Source organism: Salinibacter sp. 10B (genome assembly GCF_002954405.1).
GTDB lineage: Bacteria > Bacteroidota > Rhodothermia > Rhodothermales > Salinibacteraceae > Salinibacter.
Genome location: NZ_MQWC01000004.1, coordinates 3,971,944 through 3,985,810, shown reverse-complemented (window position 1 = coordinate 3,985,810; position 13,867 = coordinate 3,971,944). Strand labels below are relative to the sequence as shown.

Sequence of the window (13,867 nt, the reverse complement as noted above, 5' to 3'; positions counted from 1 at the left end):
AAGCGTCAGATGTGGTAAGCGAACCGTTGACCTGAATACGACTTCAGGGACTACATACAGTCCGTCACTCAACGTTCCACTCGACGTGGAAAATGGGACTCCCCACTAGCGTGAAGAGGACGTCGCCTGCACAAACTACGCGAGCACAGCGTTGTAGTTATCGCTCACCGCGTCCCAGTCGATGACGTTCCACCACGCATCCACGTAGGTGCCGCGCTCGTTCTGGTAGTTGAGATAATAGGCGTGCTCCCACACGTCCACGCCGAGAATCGGCGTGTCGCCGTCCATCAACGGATTGTCCTGGTTCGGCGTGTCGGTGATAGAGAGATCGCCGTTCGGCTGTGCCACAAGCCAGGCCCATCCACTTCCGAAGCGCCCGGTAGCGGCAGCGTTGAACTCCTCCTGAAAGTTGTCGAACGAGTCAAACTGCTCGTCGATCGCGTCGGCAAGATCGCCCGTCGGCGCACCGCCCCCGTCCGGCGACATGACGTTCCAGAAGAGACGATGGTTGTAAAAGCCGCCGCCGTTCTGCCGAACCGCCGTGCGGACATCGGCCGGCAGGCTGTCGACTCCAGCTAGCAACTCTTCGATGGAGTGTCCCTCAAGATCTCCATGCCCCTCCAGGGCATTGTTCAGCTTGCGGGTATAGCCCGCGTGGTGCTTGTCGTGATGGATCCGCATCGTGCGCTCGTCGATGTGCGGCTCCAGCGCGTCGTAATCGTAGGGCAGATCGGGAAGCTCGAAAGCCATGAGTGCGTTGAGATTTGGTTGGGAATGTCTGTGTCGTGATTCTGCGAAACGAGAAACGGCCTGCGAGTGATTTTTGTTTTCCACCCTTTGGATCACACACCGAAGCGGGGGTCCCTTCTACATGGAGGCTATAGGGTCTCCAGCAGTACGCTCCCGGCCCATAGAAAAAAGGCACCGTAAAAAAGAAGACTTGCCCACTCCCATCGCTCGGCCGACGCCGTCCCCCGCCTTTGTAGCACTCGACTGTACGCTGTACACGCCCCCCCGGCCCCGATGAGGCCCAGCCAGGTCGCGTTTCGGTAGTCCCCCCAGTACAGTAACCACCCCATGCCGAGCAACAATCCGGCGTAGACGGCCACAACGGTCGGCCAGTGGAGAGCAGGAGTATCGGACGAGACTTCTGTAGATGCCATCGTTTTCTGAATACCGGTACGCACGTTACTTACGTCGCTTCCGGAAAGTGGACCACCACTTTCCCCATACTCTCTCCACTCTGCAGATACTCCACGGCATCGGGGATGGCCGCAACTCCCTCAAACCTCTTGTCGTCAATCCGAACGTCGAGGGTGCCGCTCCGCTGTCGCTGCATGAGCTTCTTCATGTGGGCCTCGAAGTGGGGAGCAAAATGCGGCAGAAAGAATCCCCGAATCGAAGCGGACTTGGCAATAAGGTCGGTATAGATGCGTTCACGGGTGACCTTTTCGGGCCCGTCCTGGTACTCGCTCACATACCCAATCGACAACAGGCGCCCATGGCGGCCAAGGTGCTCCACGCACGTGTCGAAAAGCGGACCGCCGACGGCCTCGTACACCAGATCGAGCCCGTCGGGATATTCGGCAGCGAGCACGGAATCAACCTCTTCGGTCCGGTAATTGATCGGCCGGTCACAGCCAATCTCCTCCAGAAAGGCGGCTTTCTCGTCGGTACTGCACGTGCCAATCACGTGATTGCCCGCCCGCTTCGCCAGCTGAACGGCGTATTGACCGGTTCCTCCGGCCGCGGCCGTCACCAGCACCGTCTCGCCGTGCCCAAGAGCCCCTACCTCCTCCAGCGCAATGGAGGCGGTTAGGCCACTCACCATGATACTGAGCGCCTCGGGCGACGGCTCGGGCACTGGGATGGCGTTGCTCTCGTGGACGAGATGATATTCCCGATACCCGCCCCCGAGCGTGCTCGTCACCACGGCGTCGCCCGGCTCTACCTGTCGCACCTGATCGCCGACTGCCTCGACAATGCCGGCCGCCTCGACGCCAAGATCCATGGGCAATGTTGCGTTGGGATCGTACCGGCCCGCCGTGATGTTGACGTCGGTCGCGTTGACGGCCGCGTATCGGTTTCGTACCAAGAGCTCATGAGGACCGGGCCGTGGTCGTTCTTCCTCTACAACCTCAGCGGCCTTACGAAAGTCGGTGCTGATCGAGGTCGCGACGAGCTTTCTGTAGGTCTCAGCCATGAAGGAGCAATCGGATCGGTTGGGGGGAGCGGGTCTCTTCTGAAGAAAAGACGTACTGAAGCAATGTTACATCTGTGCCGCAAATTTCCTCTCTGAGCGTAATAATAACTCTACGCCCTTCCAAAAACGACCTGCGTCCGCTCTCACGCTTCTTCTGGTACTCCTTCCACGACCATCATGCCCCAAATGAGATCAAACCGGTACCGAAACTGTCGGGAGATTGAGAAGCCGGCTCGCTCGAACAAAGCCCTCATCTCATCGAGCGTATAACAATGCTGATAGGCCGGATCGACCACCTGCAATACCGCGTCCATGACGCGGCATGCCCAATAGTCGCGACACCAGTCGAGCATTACCAACCGTCCGGTGGGCGCCAGCACGCGATGCGCCTCCCGTAGCACCTGCGTGGGATGTGTGAAGTAGTGAAAGGTGTTGGCACACACCACCACGTCAAAGGCACGGTCCTCGAACGGCAGATCATGTACGTCCGCCTGTTCGACCCGAACGCTCGACCGTCCGGCAAGCTTGGCCTGGGCCCGCTCTACCATGGACGGGGCGAGGTCAACCCCGACGATGTGCGACGGGGGCGTCTCGTCCAGTATGCGCCGCTCCAGCTCGCCCGTTCCACAGGCAAGGTCCAACACCCGCTCTCTCGACGCGACGTTGGCTGCCCGCTGCAAAACGGGAAGGGTCTGGTTTATGTAGCGGGCCCAAAACAGATCGTAGACCGTCGCCCAGGCGTCGTACTGATCGGGAACAGACGGGTCCTGTCGACGCGACTCGCGCGAGGAATCGGACATGAATGGGGAGGGGCAGAGAACAATCGGACGGGTCGCTTCAGCGTGCTCGTGCTGTGCCGTTCTCAGCGCTCTCCTCGCAACTGAGCCGCACTCCACGGCTGCACGCGGTCGGCGTACCGGCGGCGAATTTTGCGGACGTCGTTCGGCGAAACCGCTCCTGCTGCATTGCCCCACGAGGACCGAATGTACGAGAGAATCGCAGCGATTTCCTCGTCGCTGAGCCGACGCCCAAAAGCCGGCATCACACCAGCGTACGACTGCTCTTTCACCTGGATTCGTCCCTCAAGGCCGTGCAGCAAGATCTGGATCGCCCTTTCTTTTTTGCCCGTAACCCAGTCTGTCTCGGATAGCGGCGGAAACGCCGTTCCCATCCCGTCCCCCTGTGGTCCGTGACAACTCCCACAGTGCTGCACGTAGAGCCCCTCGCCCCGAACCGTTCGCGTCTCCGGATCCTCATCGGGCTCTGCCTGCTGCTCCGACGGCTCTGCCCCTGACGGCAACGCCTCCATCATTCGTTGATGCCGTCGCTCCATGTGACGGTGCTGCTTCGCCAGCCCTCCCCGTCCACTTTGATCGTGCATCCGAGCCATCTGCGCGTGCATCCCTCTCATCTGCTGATGCCACTCCCGCATCTGCATGGAATCGTGCCTTCCGCCCTGTGCACGCCGGTCCCCGTGCATCCCCGCTCCCTCATGCATGCCATGCATTTCACGGTTCCCATGCATGCCCCCCCCCATGCCCCGCTCCCCCTGCATTCGGCCATGCATTTGCGCATGCATCTGTCCCATCGCCCCGTGCATCTGTCGCATGGCAGGGGGCATAGTGTCAACAGAATCGTACGCCCGCTGGAGACGCTCGTACCCGGCCTCGATCGAGTCGTTCAATACTCGGTGCCCCATGTGCGGGGTCGCTTCCGGGGACGTATCATTGCAGGCAATTCCCCCAACCAGCACGAGCGCGATTACGAAGATTCCGCGAGGGGCATTCATCCTCATGACGATAAGATGTCCTTGTGTCGTAAGAAAAACGGATGGACACACGCCCCCGCGCTTAACTTTCGCGAGGACGCATGCCGAAACAGCCCGTCTACACGTTGTCGATCACCGTGCGAAGCCGGTCCCGAATCTCCTCGGCAATCGGACGCAGGCCCTCGTTCTCCACAGACTGCATCGAGGCCACCGGATCAACGGCAGCGATTTCCGTGCGTCCGTCTCCGTTGTCCTGCACGATGACGTTGCAGGGCAGCATCGTGCCAATCTTGTCCTCCGCCTCCAGGGCCTTGTGGGCATACGGCGGATTGCAGGCCCCCAGAATCTTGTAGGGCCGGAAATCAACGTCCAACTTCTTTTTGAGCGTCGCCGTCACGTCAATTTCCGTGAGGACTCCAAACCCTTCTTCTTCCAGTTCCTCCCGCACGCGGGCTTCTGCATCTTCGGGAGAAAGGTCAACGACTTTTGAGTAATAGTAGGTTGCTGTGGCTTCCATAATGGACAAATCGATTGATTGTGAGTGAGAATCCGTTACTTCGGTTTCCGTGCAACAATGCGGCGGAAGATGTCGGCGTGCGTTAGGGAGGTCTCTTCTTCAATCTCCCAGCCCACCCGCCGCACGTTCTCGACGGTCTGACGGGCAATGTGCATTCCGCCCATCCAGTGAACGGGGGCATCGAGGCGATCCATGAGACGCCCGAGAGCGGGGGACGTGGCCCGCATGTGCTCCAACAACCGGAGGCGTCCACCGGGCTTCGTCACGCGAATGGCTTCCCGCAATCCGAGAACCGGATCGGGAACCGAGCAGAACACCATTGAGGCTACTACCTCGTCGAACTGCCCCTCGGCAAAATCGAGGGCCTGCACGTCCATCTCGCGGACCGTAATTGTCTTCTCCGGAGACTGCTGGGTCCGTCGTCGAGCACGAGCCACCATCTCGGGCGAAAGGTCGATGGCCGTGACCTGCGCATCGTCGGGGTAGTAGGGTACGTTCTTCCCCGTCCCCACACCCAACTCCAGGATCTCCGGTCCTTCCACCGGCGCCAAAAGCTGCTCGCGCCATTTCCGAAAGAGAAGCTGCTCGGCCGGCCACTCCGCCCAGTCGTACACGGACGCCCAGAGGTCGTACCGATGCCGCGTGTGCGCCGTCGCCGCCGGATCCGGACGAATTGGCTTCTGAGACGAGGCGACGGAGCCCTGTGCTACGTCCTTGTCGTTCATTCTCATTTCGAGTCAGACGAACACGAGGCGACGAGAGGAAATATTCTGATTGTAATTACATGTACACACAAACAAAGTTCCCTCCCTTTCTGCTCCTTCGGTGAGTTAGGAACTCCGGATCTCCCACGCCTAGGCATCTTCCCTCTGCTTTCAAGCCAGCGCCGCGGACTACGTTATCTGCATCGGGTCTTCCCGAAAGATGCGCGACCGCATGCAGACGCACGTACTGCTCCGGCGCTCCCCCACCAAGCCGATGCCGCCGTTCACCAGTCAGCGGCAAGCGCTCTGCGGGGACTCTCGCCCGCGACCGCCCGCCCCCGGGCGCCTCTGACCCATCGTCCAACGGGGGCGCGGACGGTCTCTACGGACAAAATGACAATGTCTTTAGCGCCAGATACGCACGCCGAAGACGAACGCCCCACTGCTCGCATGATCACCGGCAAGGTCGGCTGTTTCGCCGAACGACCAGTGATGGTCGTAGCCGACGTACGGGGCAAACTTGCGGTGGAACTCGTAGCGAAGTCGAACGCCGAGGCCGAGGTCGTTGAACCCCGATCCGACGCCCCACTCCGGTACGTCCTGCAGGGCAGCACTCGCCTCCATCTCCGACTCCATGATGAGCCGCTGCGTGAAGAGCACGTGGTAGCTGGCCGCCAGTCCGGCCGAGACGTTGCCCTTGTGGCTGACGTAGAGGGTGGGCTCGACCTCAAACCGGTACGGGGCCAGTCCCTGCAGGCCCACGGCAAGATGACCGCGGGTCTGGCCGTCTCCTCCCCAACGCCGATCCACTCGCATCCCGGCCACCACGTCGAAGAAGGGACTGATGAGTCGGCCGTAGAGGGCCTCGACTTCGGCCTCTCCCTCACGGTGAAGGGTCGACTGCTCGCCTTCCCCCCGGAGCCAGAGCCGATTGACGTCCCCCCCAATCCAGCTCGTAGCTTCCAGGCTGATGGGCTGTTCGGCAGGCTCAGGCACGTATTCGAGCTTGTGAAAGAGAATGTAGGTGTGCGGCTTGTCGTCCATGGTCTGAGCGTGGGCCGTTTCCGCCGCGCCCCCAACCAAGAGCGTGCCCGCAACGAGAAGTCCAATCGTGTACTGAACGATACGCATCATCATAATTCTGTGGGATTCAAAGAGTACGGGGAGCTTCGCGCGAGATGAACGGGTGTGGGCGAACGGATATGGTGTCTGACTCCTCGTCGGCACGAGGCCTCATTGCGGAGCCATTCCACAATCCGAACTCCCAACTCCGCACTTGGAGTCAGGCCGGGAGGTCGTAGTAGAACTCCTCGTCGCTTTCGGGGGCGGGCTCGACGTAGAACACCCGGGCCATCCCCGAATCCATGTGGTAGAGGATGTGGCAGTGGAAGAACCACGGCCCCTCCTCGTGACCGTCGATCAAGAGCGACACGCGCTCGGCGGGCTTCACCGTAATGGTGTCGATCAGGGGCGCGCGCTCCCCGTGCCCGTTCTCCAGCTCCATGAACTGCCCGTGCAGGTGCATCGGATGATTCATCATGGTGTCGTTCACCATGGTGAGGCGCACCCGTTCGCCGTGCTCGACACGAATCGGGTCGGCGTCGGAAAACTCGACACCGTTAATGCCCCACATGAAGCGCTCCATGTTGCCCGTCAGATGCAGCTCAATCTCGCGGTCGGGCGCGCGGAACTCGTCCTTCTCGTCGAGCGCCTTGAGCTGGTCGTAGGTGAGCACTCGACGCCCATCGTCGCCCAGCCCAATGCCCGGCTCATGCAGCCGTGAACTCGTCATCATGGGGAGTCCGGCCTCACCGGGCCCGTGGTCCTCGTCCGGGTCGTGCATCACCGGTTCGGGCAGCGTTCCCGGCGGACGCAGACCACTTTCGTTCTCCGAGTCCATGCCGCCGGACATGTTGCCATGATCCATGTCCCCATGGTCCATATTGCCGTGGTCCATGTCCCCGCTTTCCATCTCCCCGTGATTCATCCCCTCCATGTTGCCATCGTCCATGCCCATCGCCGCCATGGTGAGGGTGGGACGCTCACGACGGTCGGGCACGGGGGCCTCCATGCCCTCGCGGGGGGCGAGCGTGCCACGGGCATACCCGCTCCGATCGATGGCCTCAGCAAACACCGTGTGCGCCTGATCCTCGGTCGGCTCCACGATCACATCGTACCGTTCGGCCACCCCGATGCGGAATTCGTCGGTGGGCACGGGCTCGACGTTCTGCCCGCTCACCTGCACCACGTCCATCTCCAGGCCCGGCACCCGTACGTCGAAAATGGTCGCCGCACTGGCGTTGATGAAGCGCAGCCGCACGCGTTCGCCCGGATTGAAGAGCCCAGACCAGTTCGTGCTCGGCGCCTGGCCGTTCATGAGGTAGGTGTAGGTCGACCCCGTCACGTCGGAGATGTCGGCGGCGCTCATCCGCATCCGATCCCAGCTGAGGCGGTTCTTGAGGGTGTCCCAGAAGCCGTCCTCGGACACGTCCTTCCAGAACTCGCCGACGGTCCGCTGCTGAAAGTTGTAGTAGTGCCCCTCCTTCTTCAGGTTGGACAGGATTGCGTGCGGATCGTCGAAGGTCCAGTCGGAGAGAACGACCACGTGCTCCCGGTCGTACTCCTGCGGCTGTTCTCCGGCCGGGTCGATGACGAGCGGTCCGTAGTGGCCCAGCTGCTCCTGGAGCCCCGAGTGGCTGTGATACCAGTAAGTGCCGTACTGGCGCACCTCGAAGGGGCCTGCCTCGAAGGTCTCTCCCGGTGCCACGCCCGGATAGTTGACCTTCGGCACGCCGTCAAACTGGTTGGGCAACAGAAGCCCGTGCCAGTGGATGGAGGTCTCCTCTTCCAGCTTGTTGTGGTAGCGCAGGATTACCTCCTCGCCCTCCTGCAGTCGAATGAGCGGCCCCGGCACCGTGCCGTTCATCGTTATCGCCGTTGCGCGCTTGCCGGCCACCTCGAAGGGCGTCTTCTCAATGGTGATGTCATACTCGACGCGGTTGCCGACGCGCCGTGTGGGCTCCAGGGACGAGAGTCCGCCCTGGGCCGCCGGTCCGGACGCGAGGGCCCAACCTGGCAAAAGCGTCTGTACGCCGGCCATCGCGGCCAGAGCACCAGTGCTGCGCAAAAAGTCGCGGCGCGAGACGGAAGGCGATTTCGATTCAGAACTCAGAATGTTCGAGTCCGACGCATCCGGATTCGATACAGATACAGAGTCGTCGATAGCCATAGAAAACGTGTAGGGAGGAATTCACAGTCAGAGACAAACGGGGCATATCGGGCCCCAGCGCGGGATGCTAGGTGCACTCCCGCATGGTGACGACTGGTGGACGAACCGACGCGATCTTCTCCGCCAGCAATTCGACGGCGGATGCGTGGTTGTCCTCTCCCTACTCACTCAAGCCACACCCCGACGTGGGCGTGGCGACGGATGGCACGACGAAGTGCGCGCCGAGATGACGAAATCAATGTGACGGAACTGGGTCCCGTTTCAGGAACCGGAATAAACCCACCGAGGGCTTCCCCGCCGAACGACGGCTCCGGTGTCGGCCCGTTTACCGACCGTAGGTCTTGCCTGACGTATTGGGCCTCGCAGACGGCCGGGGGGGTCTCACGCTCGCAGCAGTGCTCTGTGGCCGGAGACGAGTTGCAATGATCCGGCACCCTGTGCCCCGTCGGCGTACAGAACGCCTGTAGCACTGGAGCGCCCCAACTCACCCCAAACACGACGGCTACAAGGGCCGCAGTGAGTCGATGTGTCGCAGATGCGTGGGTCACAGAGTCAACCAGCTCTTGCCAAAAGGTCGGTATACGTATGGGGGGTAGGGGTACATGTTCCTAGTTCTCTCAGCGGTCCGTTCCAGGAATCTCCCCTCCTCCCCAAATGTCGCCCGGTGCCTGCTGCCGCTAGTACGGATGGTGCTATTGAATCATGAAACCACTCACCAAACGTGAGAAATGAACTCCATCGTCGCTCTGAGCATGACTCAGAGCCCATCTACTGATTGTCGTGGCCCCTCCTTTCGGCTGGATGGGCTTCAAATCAAGTTTGGACATCTAGATGTCCAGGAGCGATGAAGGTGCTTTTTCCTAACGTGTGAGAAATTTTTCAATAGCACCACCCGTGTTAGTTCTCGGCGGAGGCAGTGACCGTCAGGGTGCCTTTCATGCCCATGTCGTAGTGCTTCTCATTGCCCGTGGTCTCGAAGCAGGCAATCGTGTACGTCCCCGTTTTCGAGGACGGAAGCGTAAACGTGATGGAGCCGCTGCCTCCGGGCGGAAGCTCAAACTCGTTTGCGTGATGTTCTTCCTCTTCCTCCCCTTCCCCATGCTCTTCCTCTTCTTCCTCGTGGCCCTCGGTCTGCTTGTTCTTCTCGATCGAGACGCCGCTGAAGAGGTTCTGCTGAAATCCGTCAGTGTTGCTCGTGACCGTATCCCCGACGACGAAGTAGTGCTCCACACTGCCAGTGTTGGTGAACTGCAGGGTCACCTCTTTCCCGGCGGGCACGGAGATGCTGGACGGCTGGTAGGCAAAATCCTTCATCGTCACCTCGACGGTGTCGGCCGACTCTGAAGCGGCATCAGTGGCCTCCGAGGATTCCGACTGCTGACCGTCGGCACCACAGGCCATGAAAACAAGTGCGATGCCAGTGACGAGGAGTGATCGCGAGAATGTGCTGAGAGGCGTCATCGTGATCTTCGTTCAACTCGTTCAGGAGAATCGTTTCGGGAGCCACGCGCACTGAAAAGGCGCGGACTCTGTTCCTGTTTAATTCTGTGTTCAACGACGTTTCCTAAGCCCAGGAAGCCCCGCGTGCCCACATATCATCGGGTCGCCATCCAATAGAAATCGGACACTTCACTGCTTCCCGGAGGTCGGCTCTTCAAGCGCATGAAGAATGGGACATTCGGTCGTCGACCCGTGCCCGTGGCAGGCCTCCACGAGTTCTCCCAGCGTATCCCGGATACGCTGGAGGGCGCGAATCTTTTCCTCAACCTCATCGATCTTTTCCTGCGCCACAGCCCGCACGTCGGCCCGGTCGGCCTCCGCCGTCACGCTCAGTTGAAGCAACTCGTGCGCCTCTTCCAGGGTGAAACCCAGCTCCTGCGCCCGCTTGATGAACCGAATGCGGTCGACGTGATCGGGGCCGTACTGCCGAAATCCGCCACTCGATCGCGGCGGCTCTGGAATGAGCCCGCGCCGCTCGTAGTAGCGAACCGTTTGAACGTTTACGTCGGCCCGTTCGGCGACCTCGCCGGTCGTTAGTGTTTCTGCACTCATAGACTCGTTCCTGTTCAATGAATCATGTCTCAAGACCCGTTTGCCCTCCAGGCCACTCGCGCCGAGCTCCTATTTCCCCCACAAGAGCCGATCGGTTACGTCCGTGACTTGCTCCCATAAAAACGACAGTCCGATCTCTTCCTTCGTCGTAACGAGCGGAGCCTCTCGAACATACAGCCGATCTTCAAGGACAGTGAGCAAAAAATCCGCAACATCCGCCCGTGAAATGGGGGCAGCGTTCACGTCGATCTCGACGCCATGAACGTATTCTCCGGTCTGCGAGCCGTCTGTGAGCCCGCCCGGGCGCACAATCGACCAGTCGAGGGGACTCTCCATGACGATTTCTTCCTGTCGCGCTTTGTCGGCCATCAGATTCTGGAGAACCGTCGCGTTCGCGAGACGACCATACCACGGCAGGTTCTGAACACTCGACCCGAGCCCAATCGACGTGACGACGACCAACCGTTCGACTCCGCACTGAATCATCGCATCGACGATGTTTCGGGTCCCCCTGGACACGACATCCGATGGGTTATTCTTCGTCCGTCCGAGAATGCATACGACCGCTTCCGTCCCTGCTACTGTTTTTCGAACGTGTTCGGGATTGAGGACATTTCCCTCGACGGGTTTGACGCTGCTTTCCGACGATAGCTTTTCGGGGGAGCGCGTAAGTCCGCGCAGTCGGTGCCCTGCCTGTCTCGCCTGTCCGATCAGCTGTTGTCCCGTTCCTCCTGTGGCCCCAAAGACTGCAATGTCCATGAGTGCGTAGAGGAGCTATTCTTCCAATATCTGACTCTGCAATCCAGGGTGTCGTCTCACTGCTCCCTCACGAGGCACGGCGGCGTGCATCGTTTGCCTTGCGTATCACCGTCACCGTTTCCCCGGGGCGCAGGCAGGGGATTTCGTTCATCCGGTGGTGATGTCGAACAGTGATGCGGGTGTCCCCGAGGGCCAGTTCGTTGAGGCAGTGCGAAATGCCATTGGCGTCCGGTGCGCAGTCTCGGTCGGAGAGAACCGTCGCCTCATGAGCGCCCGACGAAAGCTCGCCGCTCACCAGTGTGGCGTGGAGCTCCCCGGTGGTACTCGGCGTGTCGGTGAGGTTGACCACGACGGTACGTTGACCGTTCTCTCCCGCAACGTCTGCCTCCTCAAAAGCAATGAAGGCCTGATGCGCCCAGCCGAGCGCAAGAACGAGAACGAGGGCCAGGAGCAGAGCGCCCGGCGTGCGAAAAGAGGGCAAGATGGATCGATTCATGAGAGCAGAAATGTTAGGTTCGTATTTCCTAAATGGGCAGGAGGACTGCTGAAAACGTGTCCTCGGCAGCGCTCCTGCCGTTCCCGTGCGGCCGGTTACCGCTCCACGGTCAGCAGGCGCGCGTTGATGGCGACGATGACGGTGCTGAGGCTCATCAGCGCCGCGCCCACCGCCGGGCCGAACAGGATGCCCCATCCGTAGAGCACGCCCGCCGCCACCGGAATGGCGAAGATGTTGTAGCCGGCCGCCCACCACAGATTCTGCACCATCTTGTTGTAGGTGCTCTGCGCCAGTTTCAGGATGGAGGTCACGTCCTGCGGGTTGTTGCGCACCAGCACGATGTCAGCGGTTTCGACGGCCACGTCCGTCCCGGCACCGATGGCGATGCCGACGTCGGCCGTGGCGAGGGCCGGGGCGTCGTTCACACCGTCGCCCACCATCGCCGTGGTGAGGCCGCGACTCTGCACCTCTTTCACCTTGTCTGCCTTCTCGTCGGGCAGCACCTCGGCGAAGTAGTCGTCGAGTGCAAGCTCCCCGGCCACCCACTCGGCCACCTGACGGTTGTCGCCGGTCAGCATCATCACCTGAATGCCCATGTCCTTCAGCACGCGGATCGCCTCCCGTGACTCCTCGCGGATAATGTCGGCCAACGCCACGGCCCCTTCCAATTTCTCGTCGATGATAACGAAGACCACGGTCTTTCCCTGCCCGGAGAGCTCTTCGTACCGCGCGTCGGTCATTTCGTACCCGTTCTCGCGAAGGTACCCTGGACTGACGACCATAACGTCCCGGCCGTTTACACGACCCTCAATGCCCTTCCCGGTGATCGAATTGAAGTTTTCGACCGCGGGGGCATCGTCAACCGCATCAACGATGCCTTTGCCAATGGGATGCTCCGACCGGCTCTCAACCGCCGCCGCATACGTGAGAATGTCGTCCTCCGACATGCCGTTGAAGCTAATCGTGTCGGTGACACCGAAGCGCCCCTCCGTAAGCGTCCCCGTCTTGTCAAAGATGACTGCCTCCAGGTTGCGGGCCGCCTCGAACGCGGTGCGGTCGCGAATGAGAAGGCCGTTCTGAGCGGAGAGCGCCGTCGAAACGGCCACGACGAGCGGCACGGCCAGTCCCAGTGCGTGTGGGCAGGTAATCACCATCACCGTTACCGTGCGCTCCAGCGCAAACGCAAAGTCCGCCCCCATCACGACCGACCAGACGAACATCGTAATGGCCCCGCCCCCAAGCGCGATGGCGGTCAGCCAGACGGCCGCCCGGTTGGCCAGGTCCTGCGTCTTCGACTTCGTCTCCTGCGCCTCCTGCACCATGTCGATCACCTGCGAGAGGTACCCCTCCTCCCCAGTCTTCTGCACCTCGACCGTGAGTGAGCCTTCGCCATTAATCGAGCCGCCGATGACCTCGTTGCCCTCTTCCTTGGGGACTGGCACCGACTCTCCGGTGAGCATGGCCTCGTTGACGGATGAGGAGCCCTCCACGACTTCGCCATCGGCCGGAATCTTCTCGCCGGGCCGGATGAGCACCCGGTCGCCGTGCTGGAGCGCCTCCAGAGGCACCTCTTCGGTGTCGCCGCTCTCGGTGAGGCGGTGGGCCGTCTGCGGCATGAGTTTGGCCAATTCCTCCAGCGCCTTCGAGGCCCCCATCACCGAGCGCATCTCGATCCAGTGCCCCACCAGCATCACGTCAATCAGCGTGGCCAGCTCCCAGAAGAAGATGCTCCCCGTGAGCCCGAAGACGACGGCACTCGAATAGACGTACGCCACCGTAATGGCCACGGCGATGAGCGTCATCATGCCGGGCGTGAGGTCCGAAAGCTCCTCATAAATGCCCTTCAGGAACGGCCAGCCCCCGTACACAAAGACCACCGAGGAAAAGCCCCAGAGCGCTACAAGGTCGCCGGGAAACTGCAGCGCCTCTTCGATGCCCAGCACGCTCTGGATCAGCGGCGAGAGCAGGAGGATCGGGACTGTGAGGATGAGCGAGATCCAGAAGCGCCGCCGGAAGTCCTCGACCATCTGGGCGTGATGGTCGTGATGACCTTCATGATCCCCGTGCCCCTCGTGCTCGTGCCTGCTATGCTCGTCGTGGGCGGAGTGGCCGTGCTCGTGTCCGGAGGCGTGCTCCGAT

The 13,867-nt window shown here is 61.2% G+C and carries 14 protein-coding genes; all 14 read right to left on the bottom strand.

Annotated elements, in window-relative coordinates; genetic code table 11:
• Nucleotides 1–135 precede the first annotated feature (135 nt).
• Entirely contained in the window at nucleotides 136–750 is a 615-nt protein-coding gene (locus BSZ35_RS16275; protein ID WP_105013427.1) for a superoxide dismutase, read from the bottom strand.
• Between the two features lie 128 nt (nucleotides 751–878).
• Nucleotides 879–1,187, bottom strand: coding sequence for a hypothetical protein (locus BSZ35_RS16270; RefSeq protein WP_181149382.1), 309 nt, complete (start codon nucleotides 1,185–1,187; stop codon nucleotides 879–881).
• Between the two features lie 5 nt (nucleotides 1,188–1,192).
• Entirely contained in the window at nucleotides 1,193–2,203 is a 1,011-nt protein-coding gene (locus tag BSZ35_RS16265; RefSeq protein WP_105013425.1) for a zinc-binding dehydrogenase, read from the bottom strand.
• 143 nt (nucleotides 2,204–2,346) lie between these two features.
• On the bottom strand, nucleotides 2,347–3,003 hold the full coding sequence (locus tag BSZ35_RS16260) for a class I SAM-dependent methyltransferase (RefSeq protein WP_105013424.1): 657 nt from the start codon (nucleotides 3,001–3,003) through the stop codon (nucleotides 2,347–2,349).
• Between the two features lie 62 nt (nucleotides 3,004–3,065).
• Nucleotides 3,066–3,992 (bottom strand): cytochrome c, encoded by a 927-nt coding sequence (locus tag BSZ35_RS16255; RefSeq protein ID WP_181149381.1) that lies wholly within the window; start codon nucleotides 3,990–3,992, stop codon nucleotides 3,066–3,068.
• Nucleotides 3,993–4,089: 97 nt separating this feature from the next.
• The gene (locus BSZ35_RS16250; RefSeq protein WP_105013422.1) at nucleotides 4,090–4,488 is read right to left on the bottom strand and encodes a DUF302 domain-containing protein; all 399 of its coding nucleotides are present in this window, start codon (nucleotides 4,486–4,488) and stop codon (nucleotides 4,090–4,092) included.
• 35 nt (nucleotides 4,489–4,523) lie between these two features.
• Complete coding sequence (locus BSZ35_RS16245; RefSeq protein ID WP_105013421.1) at nucleotides 4,524–5,213, bottom strand: class I SAM-dependent methyltransferase; 690 nt, start codon at nucleotides 5,211–5,213, stop codon at nucleotides 4,524–4,526.
• A 384-nt stretch (nucleotides 5,214–5,597) separates the two neighbouring features.
• Nucleotides 5,598–6,326: a copper resistance protein B gene (locus BSZ35_RS16240; protein WP_219846660.1), complete on the bottom strand. Its 729-nt coding sequence runs from the start codon at nucleotides 6,324–6,326 to the stop codon at nucleotides 5,598–5,600.
• A 148-nt stretch (nucleotides 6,327–6,474) separates the two neighbouring features.
• Nucleotides 6,475–8,421, bottom strand: coding sequence for a copper resistance system multicopper oxidase (locus BSZ35_RS16235; protein WP_105013419.1), 1,947 nt, complete (start codon nucleotides 8,419–8,421; stop codon nucleotides 6,475–6,477).
• An 897-nt stretch (nucleotides 8,422–9,318) separates the two neighbouring features.
• Entirely contained in the window at nucleotides 9,319–9,822 is a 504-nt protein-coding gene (locus BSZ35_RS16230; protein WP_258096751.1) for a cupredoxin domain-containing protein, read from the bottom strand.
• A 228-nt stretch (nucleotides 9,823–10,050) separates the two neighbouring features.
• On the bottom strand, nucleotides 10,051–10,473 hold the full coding sequence (locus BSZ35_RS16225) for a MerR family transcriptional regulator (protein WP_105013417.1): 423 nt from the start codon (nucleotides 10,471–10,473) through the stop codon (nucleotides 10,051–10,053).
• Between the two features lie 69 nt (nucleotides 10,474–10,542).
• A complete protein-coding gene (locus BSZ35_RS16220) occupies nucleotides 10,543–11,232 on the bottom strand; it encodes an NAD(P)-binding oxidoreductase (RefSeq protein WP_105013416.1) in 690 nt (229 codons plus the stop codon).
• A gap of 67 nt (nucleotides 11,233–11,299) precedes the next feature.
• Entirely contained in the window at nucleotides 11,300–11,728 is a 429-nt protein-coding gene (locus BSZ35_RS16215) for a hypothetical protein (RefSeq protein ID WP_105013415.1), read from the bottom strand.
• 95 nt (nucleotides 11,729–11,823) lie between these two features.
• Nucleotides 11,824–13,755 carry a copper-translocating P-type ATPase gene (locus BSZ35_RS16210; RefSeq protein WP_105013894.1) on the bottom strand — a complete coding sequence of 644 codons (1,932 nt, stop codon included), beginning with the start codon at nucleotides 13,753–13,755 and terminating at the stop codon, nucleotides 11,824–11,826.
• Nucleotides 13,756–13,867: the final 112 nt, after the last annotated feature.